General features: G+C 31.8%; 16 protein-coding genes. 10 read left to right on the top strand and 6 right to left on the bottom strand.

Annotation, left to right across the window (positions count from 1 at the left end; translation table 11 throughout):
• Positions 1-45: 45 nt before the first annotated feature.
• The 3 genes from ACP5GV_RS02340 to ACP5GV_RS02330 all read right to left on the bottom strand — a co-directional run bounded on the left by ACP5GV_RS02340 (position 46) and on the right by ACP5GV_RS02330 (position 4,910).
• Entirely contained in the window at positions 46-972 is a 927-nt protein-coding gene (locus ACP5GV_RS02340) for a malate dehydrogenase (RefSeq protein WP_292319469.1), read from the bottom strand.
• A gap of 90 nt (positions 973-1,062) precedes the next feature.
• Positions 1,063-2,373: a dihydrolipoyl dehydrogenase family protein gene (gene lpdA, locus ACP5GV_RS02335; RefSeq protein ID WP_428069496.1), complete on the bottom strand. Its 1,311-nt coding sequence runs from the start codon at positions 2,371-2,373 to the stop codon at positions 1,063-1,065.
• Positions 2,374-2,471: 98 nt separating this feature from the next.
• Positions 2,472-4,910, bottom strand: coding sequence for a valine--tRNA ligase (locus ACP5GV_RS02330; RefSeq protein ID WP_428069494.1), 2,439 nt, complete (start codon positions 4,908-4,910; stop codon positions 2,472-2,474).
• A 340-nt stretch (positions 4,911-5,250) separates the two neighbouring features.
• Here ACP5GV_RS02330 and ACP5GV_RS02325 point away from each other — a divergent pair, with 340 nt between their 5' ends.
• Positions 5,251-5,775, top strand: coding sequence for an archaellin/type IV pilin N-terminal domain-containing protein (locus ACP5GV_RS02325; RefSeq protein WP_428102028.1), 525 nt, complete (start codon positions 5,251-5,253; stop codon positions 5,773-5,775).
• Positions 5,776-5,821: 46 nt separating this feature from the next.
• Here ACP5GV_RS02325 and ACP5GV_RS02320 read toward each other — a convergent pair whose 3' ends face one another.
• Positions 5,822-7,210: an aminoacyl--tRNA ligase-related protein gene (locus ACP5GV_RS02320; protein WP_428069207.1), complete on the bottom strand. Its 1,389-nt coding sequence runs from the start codon at positions 7,208-7,210 to the stop codon at positions 5,822-5,824.
• Positions 7,211-7,309: 99 nt separating this feature from the next.
• On the opposite strand from ACP5GV_RS02320, the gene ACP5GV_RS02315 reads away from it, so the two are divergent.
• Positions 7,310-7,765 carry a RecB-family nuclease gene (locus tag ACP5GV_RS02315; protein WP_428069209.1) on the top strand — a complete coding sequence of 152 codons (456 nt, stop codon included), beginning with the start codon at positions 7,310-7,312 and terminating at the stop codon, positions 7,763-7,765.
• Positions 7,766-7,847: 82 nt separating this feature from the next.
• Here the strand turns inward: ACP5GV_RS02315 and ACP5GV_RS02310 are convergent, their stop codons facing one another.
• Positions 7,848-8,288 carry a hypothetical protein gene (locus tag ACP5GV_RS02310; protein WP_428102026.1) on the bottom strand — a complete coding sequence of 147 codons (441 nt, stop codon included), beginning with the start codon at positions 8,286-8,288 and terminating at the stop codon, positions 7,848-7,850.
• 130 nt (positions 8,289-8,418) lie between these two features.
• Here ACP5GV_RS02310 and ACP5GV_RS02305 point away from each other — a divergent pair, with 130 nt between their 5' ends.
• The 4 genes from ACP5GV_RS02305 (at position 8,419) to ACP5GV_RS02290 (ending at position 12,423) form a co-directional block, all read left to right on the top strand.
• Entirely contained in the window at positions 8,419-9,864 is a 1,446-nt protein-coding gene (locus tag ACP5GV_RS02305) for a hypothetical protein (RefSeq protein ID WP_428069213.1), read from the top strand.
• 11 nt (positions 9,865-9,875) lie between these two features.
• Positions 9,876-10,559, top strand: a complete 684-nt coding sequence (locus ACP5GV_RS02300) for a hypothetical protein (RefSeq protein WP_428069214.1) — start codon at positions 9,876-9,878, stop codon at positions 10,557-10,559.
• Between the two features lie 62 nt (positions 10,560-10,621).
• Positions 10,622-11,197, top strand: a complete 576-nt coding sequence (locus ACP5GV_RS02295; protein ID WP_428069216.1) for a class I SAM-dependent methyltransferase — start codon at positions 10,622-10,624, stop codon at positions 11,195-11,197.
• A 26-nt stretch (positions 11,198-11,223) separates the two neighbouring features.
• Positions 11,224-12,423: a M24 family metallopeptidase gene (locus tag ACP5GV_RS02290; RefSeq protein WP_428089604.1), complete on the top strand. Its 1,200-nt coding sequence runs from the start codon at positions 11,224-11,226 to the stop codon at positions 12,421-12,423.
• Here ACP5GV_RS02290 and ACP5GV_RS02285 read toward each other — a convergent pair.
• Positions 12,418-12,837, bottom strand: a complete 420-nt coding sequence (locus ACP5GV_RS02285; RefSeq protein ID WP_428069220.1) for a DoxX family protein — start codon at positions 12,835-12,837, stop codon at positions 12,418-12,420. The two genes, ACP5GV_RS02290 and ACP5GV_RS02285, sit on opposite strands and share 6 nt — an antisense overlap.
• Positions 12,838-12,939: 102 nt before the next feature.
• Here ACP5GV_RS02285 and ACP5GV_RS02280 point away from each other — a divergent pair, with 102 nt between their 5' ends.
• Genes ACP5GV_RS02280 through ACP5GV_RS02265 form a run of 4 tightly spaced genes read left to right on the top strand, consistent with a single transcriptional unit; the run spans position 12,940 to position 15,849 of the window.
• Complete coding sequence (locus ACP5GV_RS02280) at positions 12,940-13,275, top strand: winged helix-turn-helix transcriptional regulator (protein WP_292319481.1); 336 nt, start codon at positions 12,940-12,942, stop codon at positions 13,273-13,275.
• A gap of 29 nt (positions 13,276-13,304) precedes the next feature.
• Complete coding sequence (locus ACP5GV_RS02275) at positions 13,305-13,670, top strand: hypothetical protein (protein WP_428069223.1); 366 nt, start codon at positions 13,305-13,307, stop codon at positions 13,668-13,670.
• Positions 13,671-13,674: 4 nt separating this feature from the next.
• Positions 13,675-14,763 (top strand): MFS transporter, encoded by a 1,089-nt coding sequence (locus ACP5GV_RS02270; RefSeq protein WP_428069225.1) that lies wholly within the window; start codon positions 13,675-13,677, stop codon positions 14,761-14,763.
• Between the two features lie 24 nt (positions 14,764-14,787).
• Positions 14,788-15,849: a phosphoesterase gene (locus ACP5GV_RS02265; RefSeq protein WP_292319484.1), complete on the top strand. Its 1,062-nt coding sequence runs from the start codon at positions 14,788-14,790 to the stop codon at positions 15,847-15,849.
• Positions 15,850-15,906: the final 57 nt, after the last annotated feature.

Here is a 15,906-nt window from a genome sequence, read left to right as displayed (position 1 = left end):
AAAAATAGTTTCTTTATAATAAAAAATAGTAGTTATTATTGTGTTTTACTTATATTCAGGAGGCAAAGCGCTTAACAAGTTTTTAACAGCTTCAATACTCTTCATAAATCCTTGGCGTTCTTCGTTATTGAGTGGGACTTCTAATACTTTCTCAACTCCATTCTTCCCTAATATAACTGGGACTTCTGCAACAACATCGTTAACTCCATATTCTCCTTGTAAAATAACGCTTGCAATTATTGCTCTCTTCTGATCGTTTTTAATTGCTTCTGCCATTAGTGTTAACCCAGCTGCTGGAGCCCAGTTGCTGCTATAGCCTCTTAATTTAATTACTTCAGCACCTGCTCCAACTGTCTTCTTAACTATTTCATCAATTTGATCCTTTGTCATTAGTTCGCTTAATGGAACTCCTCCAACCATAGATAGTCTTGGTACTGGGAACATGTTTTCTCCATGCATACCTAAAACAATTGGCAAAATTGAAGCTGGACTAATACCTAATTTTTGGGATGCATAATAAGATAATCTTGGAGCATCTAATAATCCACTAAAACCAATAACTTGGTTTCTTGGGGCTTTTAGCCTCTTATAAACTACGTATGTCATTGCATCGCTTGGGTTTGTTAAAACTAAAACCTTTGCTTTCGGCGAATATTCTTTAATAGCATCAGATACTTCTGCCATTACTTTTGCATTTATTGCTAACAGCTCTTCTCTCGTCTGTCCAGCTTTTCTTGGGAAGCCTGCTGTAATTATAACAATATCTGAACCTGCCATGTCTTTATAATCATTTGATCCTATAACTTTCCTGCTAGACCCTATGGCTGCAGCCATATGGCCTAAATCCAATGCTTCGCCTTGAGGCTTATCCTTTAAAATATCAATTAATACTACATCATCAACATCTCTCATTAAAAGAAAAGCACCAGTTGTTGCCCCAACCTTTCCTGCTCCACCTACTACTGTAATCAATTCTCCCAACCTCTACTAATTTTATAATTGTTAGAACCTGTAATTAGGTTTATATAAATGAGACGTATTGAATTTTTACTAAATCCCTTTTTAAACTTTAACGTAGTGTATTGGTCTATTCAATGCGAGTTCTGCAACTTCTTTTAATGCTTCAGACATAGTAGGGTGAGGAGGCATGCTAAATGACAGATCCTCAAGAGTTGCTTTTAACTTAACTGCAAGAGTTGCTGAAAGAGCTAGCTCAGATGCAAATGTTGATATTGCATGGACACCTATTATTCTATTAGAAGAATCATAGACTATTTTTATTAAACCTATCTCTTCTTTTTCTATAACAGACCTTGCAAGCCCACCTAATGGTAATTTAGTTTCTTTAGCTTGAATCCCTAAAGAATTAGCTTGAGTTAATGTGTAGCCAACTGAAAATATTTCAGGCTTTGAGAAAATAACGCTAGGTATAATGCTATAGTCTATTTCTTTAAGGTTTCCTGAAACGCCCTCTGCGGCAGCAACTCCTTGAGCAAATGCTTTGTGGGCAAGCATTGGATTCCCAGTTACATCTCCTGAAGAGAAAATATTTGGGTTAGAAGTTCTCAAATATTTATCAACTTTTACAAAACCCTTTTCATCAGTTTCAACTTTTATGTTTGGTAGTAAAGTTTTCCTTCCTACTGATATGAAAACAGAATCGAATTCCATGTTTTCATTATTTATATTTACTATAACATATTTTTCTCTTTTTTCTTTAATTTCTTTTATTGTTGTGTTTTTTAATATCTTAACCCCTTTACTCTTTAAAGCCCTTTCAGCAAGTCTTGATATATCAGCATCTATATTAGGAAGTATTTTAGGCATAACTTCTATTAGAGTTACTTGAGAGCCTAGAGAAGAAAAAGCATTTGCATACTCTACTCCAACATAGCCTGCTCCAACTATTAAAATGCGGGAAGGTAATTCTTTTAGGCTAAGAATTGTTCTATTATTATGAATTATTTGGCCATCAGCTTTTATATTAGGTAGATCTGAAGGCTCTGAGCCCGTTGCTATTATTAATTTTTTCGATCTTAATCCGTTGTTTTCCTCAATAAAGTTATCATAATTTTCTTTAATGTTCGCATGCGAATAAAAAACATCTATTTTATTGTTTTTTAAAAGATATGAAATGCCTTCTCTTACCTTATCAGAGGCATTTATAGCTTCTTCAATAGCTGATGAAAAGCTCTTACCTTCAAGAGATGATTTTATTAATGCCTTTGTAGGTATACATCCATAATTTGTGCATTCCCCTCCAAGCTTGTTCTTTTCTATTAAGGCTACCCTTAAGCCTAATTGTGAGGCCCTTATAGCTGCAGGATAACCTCCGGGACCTCCTCCAACAACTATTAAATCGTAGAGCTCCATTTACTTCACCTAAATCCCTATTAATTCTTATCCATGTAGAAATAGCTTGTTAGTATTTTATATTGTCTAATGAATTCGGGTGATCTTTAGCAATGAGTTTATCTTGTTAACAAATATAGCTTTTCTCCAATTTTTTCTCCTTCTGGATTTTTATTTATAATAAAATCTGTTTTGTGTAATGCCTTTAAATCGTTTATGAAATCTGATAAGCTTTCATCAAAAATAATTAATTTACCTTCAATTGGCTTGTTAAGGCTTATATTATGGGATTTCTTATAGGTCCAAACTTCCTTGTTTATTTCTATTATATCTAAAGCTTTTTTCATTAATTTTTCTTTTTCTTCTTTATTAAACATAGGTTCAGGAACTCTTTCTTCCATTATATCTTTATTATAAAGCATTTTGTAAGAGTAATACGTAACAAATGGCATTATAGGGGATAGCATAATTAATGATGATCTAAAGATTTCATGTAAGCCTTTCCAAGATGATTTCTGCTCTTCTTCATTAAATTCTTTCTCTCTATTATATGCTCTGTTCTTAACTAATTCAACATAATTTGATGCAAACACATCCCAAATTAATTCATACAATAGGCTAATAGGTTCGAACGTGTCTAAGGATTGGTAACCTTTATCAATTCTTTCTATATAATCTTGGGTTAGAGCAAAGAAAGCTCTTTCAGTTTCTGTATAATTAGTATAATTAGAATCTTCATATGGGAATGAAGAAATAAATCTAGATAAATTCCATATTTTCGTTGCAAAATTTCTCCCGGTTATAACTTTTTTCTCATCAAATCTATAGTCATAGCCAAGTCTTGCAGATATTGCAGCCCAATACCTAAAAGCATCAGCTCCATATTTGCTTACTATGGGATCGGGATCAATGACGTTGCCTAATGATTTATGCATCGGTCTTCCTTTAGGATCTAATCCCATTCCAGTTATCCTTATGTACTTGAAGGCAGGCCTATTGGTTAGTTGATAAACTCTTAATAATGAATAGTATAACCAAGATCTTATTATATCTTCTCCTTGTGGTCTTAGTGTGTTTTCTATGGCCTTTTCAAAAAATTCTTTGTTTTCATCCCATTTTGTTACATATAATACTGATATGCTTGAGTCAAACCAAGTGTCAAAAACTCTTTTTTCTCCAACTATTTTTTCTTTGGGAGCATTACAAACTGGGCATCTATCAAATGGAACATCATCTAACCATGGCCTATAGTATTTACCTGGCTCAGGTGTTAGAATTGAGTTACAATTCGTGCATCTCCAAGCAGGTATTTCTGTTCCATAATATCTATCCCTTGATATGGGCCAGTCCATAGATATGCTGTCTATCCAATCAAAAAGCTTTTTCTTATGCATTTCAGGTCTTATATCAATTTTGTTTATAATTTCTTTAAGTTCTCCTTTAAATGGAAGTTGTTTTAAGAAGAATTCTTTTCTGTTTATTATCTGCAATGGTGTTTTACATCTCCAACAAACCGGTATAGTATGTTTGATTTTTTCCTTTTTAACTAAAACTTTTTTCTTTTCAAGTTCTTCTACTATTTTCTTTCTTGCATCCATAACGGTTAGACCTGATAAGAAAGCTGAATTTTCTAGCATAGTTCCTATAGGGCTTATTAATACCTTAGGCTTTAAGTTAAGCTCTTTGAAAAGCCTTATATCATTTTCATCGCCATAAGAACAGACCATCATTAATCCAGTTCCAAAATCCATATCAACGCTCGGATGCTCAATTATTTCCATTTCTACATCATATAATGGCGATATAGCTTTCTTTCCTCTTAACTCTTTATACCTTTCATCCTTTGGGTTATAAATTAATGCAGCGCAAGATGCTAAAAGTTCAGGCCTTGTTGTTGCAACTGTAACATATTTTTCTTCTCCCTTTATTTTAAAGTTTATATAATAAAGGTAACCTTCTTCTTCCTGATATTCAATTTCAGCCTCAGCTAATGTAGTCCCACATCTAGGGCACCATCTTACAGGTCTTTCATCTTCATAAATTAAACCTTTTTTAAACAATTCTATAAAGGTCTTTTGGGTCATCTTTCTATATTTTTCGCTATCAGTTCCATCTTTCCAATAGTCGAAACTGCATCCAAGCCTCTTCCAAACGTTAACTATGTCTTTTTCTGCATTATCTAAATAGCCTTTACATAAATCCAAAAATTTTTTTCTCCCTTCAGGAGTAGATGCCATATCTCTTGCTCTTATGTTATAAATTTTTTCCACTTGAACTTCAACAGGTAAACCATTTCTATCAGCATAAAAAGGAGAAATTACTTGGAACCCTTTTAACCTATAATATCTTGAAATCATGTCTATTTGAGAGTAATGAGCAGCTCCTCCAACATGCCATTTTCCACTTGCATATGGAGGAGGTGTATCTATAACTATTATTTTGTTTGATGCTTCATCAATTTTATTATCTTTTTTCTTTTTCTCCCACTCATTTAATATTAATAGTTCTAAAGACGGATCCCACTTTGTTTCATTAATTTTAGCCTTATTCTCTTCCATCTCAGTTACCTGGATTACTAGGAAATCATTAAATTAAAAATTTATTTAAGTCAGAGTTCAACCTAAATTAAAAATTAATATAAAAATGTAAAAAGTCAAAGAACAGTATTGTTTAGAAAAAATAATAAGATTATAAAACACTTATAGGTATTTTAATTTATTAGTAATTGCTATAGCAATCTATTATTTTCTTGCCTAAAATTCAATTTTAAAACTTCTTAACAATTATTAAGTTGTTCTCATATTTTTTGTATTATTACGGAGTTAAGTTTAAATATATTATAGAAAAAATTAAAGAATAGAGAATAAAAGAGGTGTGTAAAAGAGGTGTTCGTATATCATGAAATATACGATTAAAGGTTTAAGTATGAAAAGAAGTAATAAGGCAATATCTGATATAGTAGCAGTTGTTATGCTTATTTTAATTGCTATAGCTGCTGCAGTATTGATTTATTTGTGGCTAAGCGGATTAGTTGGTTCAGTACATTCATCAAATCCTGCCTTAACTGAAAGAATTAGCATAGCATCTGTCGCATTTAATGTAGCACCAAAAATATCTAGTAATATAAAAGAAATTCCTAATATAACGGCATATGTACAAAATACAGGTTCTACGAGTGTTACAATATCATCTATTTATATTATAAATGCTACTAGTGGCTCAACATTAAATAATGGTACAGTTTTTTATTATAATAGCGGTATTCTATCGAAAGGTTCAGTAACTATACCACCCAATAGTATTGCTAATGTAACGGCAGTATTATTTGGGTTATCACAGAGTAGTCTACATGGTACTCCTATTATTGTTGAAGTCGTAACATCAAATGGAGTTCAGGCGACATATCAGACAACATGGCCGTAAAAACTTAAAATATCAATCCATTATTTTTATTTTGATTAATATCTTTTTATATTAAATAACTTAAATCACCAGGTATTTTAGGTATATTACCAGATATATTTAATACATCTTTTTCCAAATCATTAACAATCTTATCAATATTTTCATCTATTTTATCAATTTCAACTTTCTTTTCAACCCTTTTCCCATCATAAACAGATACAGTTATCTTTTTGCTTTCAACTTCTTTTTTACCAACATAAATTATTATTGGAGGCTTTGCAGTAGTCTCTATTTGTCTAACATCTCCTGATAAGCTAGTTCTGCTAGTCTCTTTATATCCAGATCTAAAGCCGTTTTTAATAAGCTCTTTATGTATACCTTTAGCTATATCTTCAACTTTTTCATCACTTTCATCTCCAGCCTTAATTGCTAATACTGCGAATTGTAGAGGTGATATGGAAAATGGCAACCTACCTTTATAGTTATCTAAATAAACTCCTAAGAATCTCTCAATAGATCCAAGCAAAGCTCTATGTATAACATAAACGTTTATATCTCCAAATACTTCTTTTACCATATCATAAATCTTAAATCTCCTAGCTAAGTTAAAATCAAACTGTATAGTTCCTAGTTGCCATTCCTTGTTATCTTCCATTTTTACTATAACATCAATTTTAGGTCCATAAAATGCTGCTTCCCCAATACCTTTTATAAATGAGATTCCATAATCTTTACCAATTTTTTCTGCAGCCTTTTCCAAAAATTCCTCAGCCTTTTCCCATTCATCTAGACTTCCCATAAATTCGGTTCCTATTTTGCTTCTATCAGATACGCTCAATCTTATTTTTATGGTCTCTGGTGAAACTTTTATCTTAAAAAGTTTGGAATATATGGTTATCATTTCATCAAACACATCAGTAACAACTTTTACAGCATCTTTTTCAGGGGTTATTATATGGGCATCATCTTGGGTAAAAGCCCTTGCCCTTAAAAGTCCAAAAACGCTCCCACTTGGCTCTAACCTATGAACCCTTCCTAACTCAAATACCTTAAAAGGTAGCTGTATTTTACCCCTATATTTGCCAAGTTCATTCAAGAATATCATTAAATGGAAAGGACAATTCATTGGTTTGACAGCATAATCTTTATCTTCTAGGTGAAAGACATACATGTTTTGCTTGTAATACCCCATGTGGCCTGATACTTCAAAAAGTGAAGTGCTGCTTATTAACGGGGTTTCAGCAATATAATAACCCCTCCTTGCATGGAAATTAGTTAGTATTTGATATAATGAAGACCTTAAATAACCGCCCCCTAAACTAAACAGAGGTATGCCAATGCCTATATAATAGCCAAATTCTCTCTCCAATTTGGGCACATTGGTTTCAGGCTTTATTGCTATGTCTAGGTCATATGCATAATCCATGTGGTTTTTTTCAACTTTTTCGCTCATAATTTTACACCTCTTAAATTTTTATTAGATTAAAATTTAAATCTTACATTATATTATGAGCTTTTATTTTGAAACGATTTTTTATATTTGGGAGAAGAAATGGAGGTAAAAATAATTCCGGTAATTCATAATATTAGCAGTGTACAAAAACTTATAGACATGGCTAGGCTTAGCTTTGGTTTTGGTTACAAAAACATAATCATAACAAAAGCATATGGAGGTGCAGCTCAAAACGGTGTTGCTGAGGTATTTAAGATATCCTTAAAGGAAAACAAAGGAGTTGTTGTTTTACCTGATTTAAAAGATGTAATAGATCTCTACAATCCAAAAAAGGTAATATTAATAGATAAAGAGAATTCAAAAGATGAGATAGATATTGTTAACCCCCCGGTTAACAATGATCTAATGCTTGTATTTAATGGATCAGACTCATCATTTTCTCCTTCTGAAATTTCTCTTGGAGAGCCGTATTATATAAAAGGGGTTAAAGGTAAGATCGGTAGTGTTGCCGAAGCTGCCCTCTTGCTTTATGCATATTCAAAATTCTTAGCTTAAATAGAAATAACATAAATTTTCCTTAAAGATTTCATTTAATAACAGTAGAGACCCTGCTTGCAAGGGCAGGGTAATTTACTATTTACGGCCAATTTGTTTGGTAAGTTGCTTTAACTCCGTTAGTAGTTATAACCTCTATAATCACAGGAGTGCCTGGATTAACATAAATTTTAGTATTGTTTGATGCATATACAAGCCCAACGCTTTTAGGGTTTATATTTAAGTCCCCAGATGGTGTATTATTAAAGAATATTAATGAGTTATTATAGTATAAAACTGCAACGCTGCTTATAGACGTTTGAGATCCTAGATTTTGCACATAAGCGTAAGCTATATAATTATTGTTTCTATGTGTTATGTTAGCTGAACTAATTTCAATTTTTACATATAGTGCTGGATCATTATAGTGCATTGACCCTATTAAGCCATTCAGCCAAACATATAACAGTAAAGAGGCTGATATAGCTACAATTATTAACATAACGACAGCAACTATTTCTGATATTGATCTCTTTTTGCTCATTTTTCCACCATATTTATTATTTAAATTTAAATTTAAAAACTTAAGCAATTTATTCCCTACGCATTCCCTACGCTTCCCAGAGGTTCCCTAATATAGCTTAAATTACATAATCTAAGATGGGTGATAAAAAGTGAAAGGATTTGGCATAAAGATTGCCTCTTTGCTATTGACTTTGATGGTAATAGGGGCTATAATCTTTCCCTTTGTAAATGCTCAGCCTTCAAGTAATAATGGAAATGCAGAAAACCAAAACTCAACATTAATTCTATTAAATATAACTAGTAAAGCAATTAACTTTGCTAAAAACAATGGTATAAATGTTACATTGGCTCAAAAATACTATCAATTAGCTCTATCATCATATAATGAAGGCAACTATACACAAGCACAAATATATTTACATTTAGCTATGAAGGTATTGGCAAAGCAAATGGAAAGTAAAAAAGAAACAGTAACGCCTGTTTTACAGGCTGAAGGTATTAAGGTACAATTAAAGCTAATAGAGAACTTTGTTAGCAAGAGCAAATTATTTAATGAAACATATAAAAACATGATATTATCTCAAATAAATCAATCTTTATTATATTTAAATGAAGGAAATGTAAGCCAAGCGGCTAAAACTCTTTCAGAGATAAAGCAAGAACTTATGCAGGCATCAGTAAAGATTTCAGATGTAGCCAAACAAAGAGTTTCCCACTTTATAAAGAACAAAATTAAAAACGAAATTAATAATATGAATAAAATGTTTGAGTCAGAGATGGGGAATGTTACATCAGAGTTCAGTTATAACGTTAATGTAACACCAGTTTTAAGTCTTGTTGAAAAAGAAATTAATTCAACTAATATAAGCGTTAACACATACGCCCACATACTAATTGCTTTAAACAATTTGGAAAACTTCATAGCAAATCAAAAGATTTCATTTGTTTTCAATTTATCTGGCAGAAATAAAGAGCTATGGGGAATTTTAATCAATCTAGAGGCTATAAACAGGTCTTTAAATATGGTGTCTGCTAGGACAAACAACCAAAACATAAATAATGCAATAAGTCTTATGGAAGAGTCAATAAATGAGACCAAATTCTCCATTAAGGAATGGTATATAGGTAATGATACTGGGGCATTAAAACTCATAAACGAATCAATTCAAAATGATATACAGGCTCAACAATACTTATCTAATACATCAGGTATGGCAAACATGCTCATACCAATTTCAAATAGAATATATAAACTGGACTATATGGTGCTTAAATTAATAAATAACACTATAATAATTGGTAAAAGCGTTGAAATAGAAGGCTTTGTTATTTGGAACCTATCATCAAACAGCTATTTAATAGTTGGTCATATAATATCAATAGGAAATAATATGATGTTTATGCCTGTAACCGAGCACATGTGGCAATTGATGATAATAAATGTTTCCAAGTCAACGCAAATAAATGGAACCATATATCCAAATGAAGTCGTAAAAATAAACGGTATTATAACTGGAAAATACTATGCTATATATGAGGTAAATGCAACCCAAATAACTGTTTTAAGCAATTCAACAAATACGGTTAATTCATAACGGTGTTAATAATGAATATTAAAGTACCAATACTTCTTTCATTAATTTTTATTATCTTTTTAATGCCTTTAGTTGGACATGCTTATCAATCATACCAATATAGCCAACTGTACATTGATGAGTATGGTGATCTAAGCGGCTATTTTATAGTAAATGTTACTAATGCCCCAACAGTTGTGACTATAAACATACCTGGAAATATATCTGCATATGAAGCTGTTAGCGGCAATACAAGCTTACCAGTTACAATTAATAGAAATAATGTTAGCGTTTTGGTTGAAAATAATAGTATAGTTAACTTGTCATTTATTTCTTTTAACGCTGCAATGCAAAAAGGTGAAACATTTTTCCTAGACATAGACTTGCCTTCATACACAAATCTGATTTTACCTAGCAACGCTGTTATAATTTACACAAATGCAACAATACAGGGCATTAATGGAAATACAATAAGTCTATATCCTGGAAACATTGAAATAGAATATTCAATTCAAAATATCACAACTACTTCTACTACAACTATTACCTCAACATCTACTATTACCTCAAATTCTTCTACATCGACCCCCTCTACAACGCCTCCCTCAACCTCAATATCGCCTACAACAAAAGGCATAATATTATATGGATTTATTGGCATTGTAGTAGTTATAATAGCAATAGCAGTTTTATTATTATTGAGAAGATCTAAATAAATATTATAAATATTTACAAAAGTTTTTATTTTCTATATATAAATTATTTATAGGTGGTTTAGGTGTACTCATGGAGAGAAGAATTTTGGGGAAGACATAATTTATTTGATAGCGATGAAATAGTTAAAGAAGTCTTAAATAAAATAAACTTAGCAAAAGGATTTTATGTTGCGGATTTAGGCTCAGGCACAGGTAGGTTTACTATACCCTTAGCAAAAGAAATAGGGGAAAATGGAAAGGTTTTTGCGGTTGATATATCAAAGGAATCATTAACGATATTGAAAGAAAATGCTGATAGAGAAAAATTAAATAATATTGAAATTGTATATGGAGATATTTCAAAAAAGATACCTCTTGACGATAATTCTATCGATGTTGCTTTTATGGCAAACGTTTTTCATGATATCCTTTATGAGGGTAATGAATCAATTGTATTAAGTGAAATAAAGAGGATTTTAAAAAATAATGGTAGGTTAATAATTTTAGAGTTTAAAAAGATAAGAGGTCCTCCAGGTCCACCAATTTTTATGAGAATTTCGCATGATGAGTTAATTAATATTTTAAATAAAAATGGTTTTTCAGCAAAATATTTGGGAGAAATAGGCAAATATCATTATTTAATTGAGGCAAGGATATAAATGCCTAAAAGAATTTAATTTAATAGGTGGTAGAGATTTTTAAAATTAGTAAAGGAGAGTTAATGAAAAGGATAAATTCTGTATTAGATAAAATAAAGGAAAGTAATTATGATGCTATCTATCTAACTAACCCAACTAACATTTTTTATTTAACAAATATTTCAATAATATCAACAGAAAGGCCATTCGCTCTAATAATTCCGGTTGATGGATCTCCAATAGCTTTTTCTCCATCTGTAGAAAAAAATCATTTAGAATACAGGAATTCAATTGCAGGAAATATAATAAATCAAATTTATTATTATTTTGATTATCCTGGTGAAGTTCATCCATTGAATAAAGTAGTTGATATAATAAAGGAATTCAAAATAAAAAGCCTTGCAACTGATAATTTAATAGGAGCAAATCCGATATGGGGCTATAAAGGACCAAAGCTTTCTGATTTGTTGCAGAAAGAAGGTATTAAAGTAGACAATTTAGGGGAAATAATAAATGAAATGAGACTAATTAAATCAAATGAAGAGATAGAACTAATAAAAGAAAGTGGAAAATGGGCCGCAAGATCAATAAAGATTGCTATGGATTTAATAGAAGAAAATAAATGGGATTGGGAAATAGCTCTAGATGCCAGTATGAAGGTACTTCATGAAATGAATAAACAATATTCCCCTTATTTACCTTTAAGAGAATCTGTTGGAATGGTTGTTGGTTTTAGAGGGCAAGTAGGAGAGTTCTCCTCTTATCCTCACGCATTAGTAAGTGAAAGACCTATAAGAAAAGGTGATATTCTGGGAATAGGTGCAGGACCGGAAATAGGAGGGTATTACTCTGAGCTTGAAAGAACCTTAATATTTGGAAAACCAAATGAAAGAATTCTAAATTATTTTGATAAAATGCTTGAGTTAAGAGAGGAAGCCTTTAACACATTGAGACCTAATATAAGTGCGTCTGAAGTTGATAAAGCAGTTATGGAAAAAGCTAAAAAGCTAAAAGTAGAAGAATTCTTAAGACATCATACAGGTCATGGTTTGGGTTTAGAAGGTCATGAACCTCCATTTTTAGATATCGGATATAATGTAGAATTAAAGCCAGGTATGGTGGTAAGCATAGAGCCTGGGATATACAATAATTACGGAGGATTTAGGCACAGCGATACAGTTTTAGTAACAAAAAATGGCAATGAATTGCTAACTAACTTCCCTGATGAGGAAGAGTTAATATTATAAATAAAATGGTATTTTTAGTATATAATCTATTGAATATATTCCGGGACCTGTTATTATTAGCACTAATGATATAATTAAATATATAACATCAATTTCCGATGCAGCCGGGTTATTTATCATTAGATATGGAGATTTCATTTTTATTCCTTTAACATATAAAACTATAGATAAAAACTGTAATAAAAACAATATAGCAGCTATCCTAGTTAGAAAACCGAATATTAATGCTATTCCTCCCACCAATTCAAGCAAAGCTGTTGCATAGGTTAAACCTTCAGGAACTCCAGCACCTTTCATGAACTTTGCTACTCCTTTCAGATCTTTAAGCTTGGGAAGTGAGTGTCCAATCATATTTATACCCATGAGTAATCTAATGATAAATATTCCAAGGGATGCGTCAAATAAGTAATTCATTTCTATCACCTAGCTCTTTTTATTATTTTATATTCAAAATACTAAATATATACTAGCAACTATTACTGTATGTAGTAGCTTTTCTGAAGCGAAGTGATAAAAATGGGGCAAGAGAAATGCGAGCTAACACAGAATTTATGGGAAAGACTTGCTAAGAAGTGGACTCTAGCAGTTGTTTACAATTTAGGTGTTTCTAAAGGTAGCGGTTTTAATGAACTAAGAAATAGAATAGGGAGTATTAGCCCTTCTAGCCTAGTTGAAAGGCTTACAGAGCTTGAAGGAATGGGCATAATAAAAAGGGAAGTAATCCCTAGTAAACCTCCAAAGGTACTATATAGATTAACCCAAAAAGGAGAAGAACTATATAAAATATTAGATCAATTGGCATCATGGTATCTGTCCAATGAGGAAACATTAGAAAAATCCCTTAAAGTATAAATTTTTATTTTCATCTAGTTCTGAACTCCTTGGAGCTAGAGTTGCAAAAAGAATTAAGGATGATGATGATAATATTAGTTGCGTTGGGTTTAATTACAGGGTTAATTTTAGGAATATCAGGTATACCTATGATAATTGGATTAACAATAACAATAGGCTTCCTTCTTTATATCATCTCAGCTTTAATATACTCCAATTCAAGGTTTATTTTCTTAGGATTAATGGTAGGAGGAGATATAGGGTCTATAATAACTTTATTTTCTCATCCCTTAGTTTTACCTTTTTTAATAATAGAAAGAGGTAATGGACATATCTCAATAGATATAGATTTTGTCCAAATCATAGTTTTTGCTGAAATAATATATCAAATAATAAAATATTTAAAAAGAAGGTGATAAATTGAGACAAGAGCTATCAATATATTTTTCTAGGACTATCTATGCTGCTCAATGGTACATATTAGCTCCTGCAACATTAGCCATAGCAGAAGCTGAAAATGTAAGCAAGGGATTAATAGGCTTCCTGCCATTTGCATTTATAATAGGTGCAGCAATAACCCAAATACCTGCTGCATATCTTTCATCTAAAATTTCACCTAAAAAGACATTTTTAATAGGTTTATTTATATTGTCATTATCTGACATTTTAGTGCCGTTTACAAACAAGTTTATTTATGCAATATTATTAAGAATCTTAGCAGGTCTTGGAGCAGGCCTATATTTTTCCCCTGCAGCAGCTGTTTTAGTATATTCAAATAAAGAAAGGTCAGCAACCTTAATGGGCTTATATAATGCAGCCTTTAGTATAGGAGGTCTAATAGGGTTATCCTGGGGTTTGGTAGATGCTCTTTTAGGTTGGAGGGAGGCAACATTTATAGGAGGTCTAATAGGGTTAGTAGCCTTTTTAGAAAACTTGTTTTTTGTTAAAGATATTAAGCTTTCATCTAAAAGCAAAATGGTTTTTGATAAAAAGCTAATAATTTTAGGAATAGCCACATCAGGGATTTGGGGAAGTAGCTATGCTGTTGGTACATTAATTCCTTCTTTTGCGTCAGAATTATATAAGATTAGCTCATATAGAGTAAGCCCATTAGTTTCCTTATATTTCCTTGGGAACATTATAGGAGGTTCTTTAACTTCATTATTTGAGAAGAGGAATAAGTTTAATTCAATTTTATTAATGGCGGCTTTAACAGGTATTACTTATCCTCTATATGGCATACTAGGAATATATTTTATGGCTTTTGCATCACTTTTAAATGGCATTTTTGTTAATGTTACGACAAGCATTTATTATGCGTTAGCAATTGATGAATTAAATTCAATAAACGAATCATTATCATTATCAATAATAAACTTGATAAACATGGTTATAGGGGTATGGGTTTCTCCAATATTTTCATTAGCCATGTCTATAAATCTAAAGTTATCTTTATATATATTGCTTGCCTCAACTATTATACCGGTAGTGTTAATTAAAAAATTATAAATTCAAAAAAAGGTTGTGGAAGTAATGGAAGGAAACGAAAAGATAGCAGTAATAGCAGACTGGGATGCTGATGGAGTAATAGCTGCTGCTGCCATAGTATATTCTCAAGAAAAACTTGGTATTTTTCCAGTTAAAGGAAAAAGGAAGGTAGAGTTAATACCATCAGGGCCTAGAGAGCTAGAGCATGCCTTTAAGGAAAAGTGTTGGGATATTTTAATCATACTAGACATACCATTTTCTCAAGAAGTAAGCAAGGCCCTAGACGATTTATATTCTAGGGGATGTAAGCCGAAGATATACTACTTTGACCACCATCCAGTAACTCTTGAAAATATGAACAATATAGAGACAAAATACAATGCATTAGCCATATTAGGTAAGAGCCCAACAGCTATATTGGTTAGGAGGTTCTTAGATGGGCTTAATGTTAAGCTTACGCCTAGACTATCAAATTTGGTAGATGCTATAGGTACATTGGAAGGAGGAGGTTGGCTTAGGAATAAACAACAAGTTCCTGAAGGTATAGTAAAGCTCGCAGCATCCATATCAAAGGCTTTGAACCAAAGCAAGGATAAGAGCATATGGGAAAAATACGTTGAATGGGCTTCAAATCCCTTACCCTTTGAACAGTCTTTATTAAAACAAAGTAGTGAAGATGATTTCAAAAATGTTATAGAGCTAGGGTTTGAGGTATCTAAAGAGAGTGATAGAGAAATTAAAGAAAAAGCTATGGAACTAGCTATGTCAGCAAAAAATTTAGGTTATATAAAGTTTATAGATGCAAGAGATAAATGGAATAAGAGTGGAGCATCCGCTTTAACTTCAGCTATTTTTAAAATATTAAAGGTAACAACCGCTCTACTAGCTGAAAAGAAAGAAGATAATGTTAGGCTTTTAATAATAAGGAGCGGTAAGGGGGAAGCATTAAAGATAATGAAGAATCTGTTCTCTATGGGTATAACAGAAGATGTTGGAGGTCATGGAAATATAGCTGTGGCTAAGGTCAAACCTGAAGTAACCATTAGGAATTTAGAGGAGGCATTGAGGAAGGCATCTATACAATCATTGCAAGAAGATAATTCATGAGGAATACTAGAGAAAAGCTTATATAGAAGCGATCTCACGAATACTCTACTGGAGCTA

This window comes from Caldisphaera sp., assembly GCF_049974385.1.
In the GTDB taxonomy this organism is placed as follows: Archaea; Thermoproteota; Thermoprotei_A; order Sulfolobales; family Acidilobaceae; genus Caldisphaera.
This window is presented reverse-complemented; position numbering and strand designations above follow the sequence as displayed.

Bases quoted from the DNA above. Each gene is read 5' to 3' on its own strand.
- lpdA (WP_428069496.1), bottom strand. From the start codon at position 2,373: ATGGAGCTCTACGATTTAATAGTTGTTGGAGGAGGTCCCGGAGGTTAT.
- ACP5GV_RS02330 (WP_428069494.1), bottom strand. From the start codon at position 4,910: ATGGAAGAGAATAAGGCTAAAATTAATGAAACAAAGTGGGATCCGTCT.
- ACP5GV_RS02325 (WP_428102028.1), top strand. From the start codon at position 5,251: ATGAAATATACGATTAAAGGTTTAAGTATGAAAAGAAGTAATAAGGCA.
- ACP5GV_RS02320 (WP_428069207.1), bottom strand. From the start codon at position 7,210: ATGAGCGAAAAAGTTGAAAAAAACCACATGGATTATGCATATGACCTA.
- ACP5GV_RS02315 (WP_428069209.1), top strand. From the start codon at position 7,310: ATGGAGGTAAAAATAATTCCGGTAATTCATAATATTAGCAGTGTACAA.
- ACP5GV_RS02310 (WP_428102026.1), bottom strand. From the start codon at position 8,288: ATGAGCAAAAAGAGATCAATATCAGAAATAGTTGCTGTCGTTATGTTA.
- ACP5GV_RS02300 (WP_428069214.1), top strand. From the start codon at position 9,876: ATGAATATTAAAGTACCAATACTTCTTTCATTAATTTTTATTATCTTT.
- ACP5GV_RS02285 (WP_428069220.1), bottom strand. From the start codon at position 12,837: ATGAATTACTTATTTGACGCATCCCTTGGAATATTTATCATTAGATTA.
- ACP5GV_RS02280 (WP_292319481.1), top strand. From the start codon at position 12,940: ATGGGGCAAGAGAAATGCGAGCTAACACAGAATTTATGGGAAAGACTT.
- ACP5GV_RS02265 (WP_292319484.1), top strand. From the start codon at position 14,788: ATGGAAGGAAACGAAAAGATAGCAGTAATAGCAGACTGGGATGCTGAT.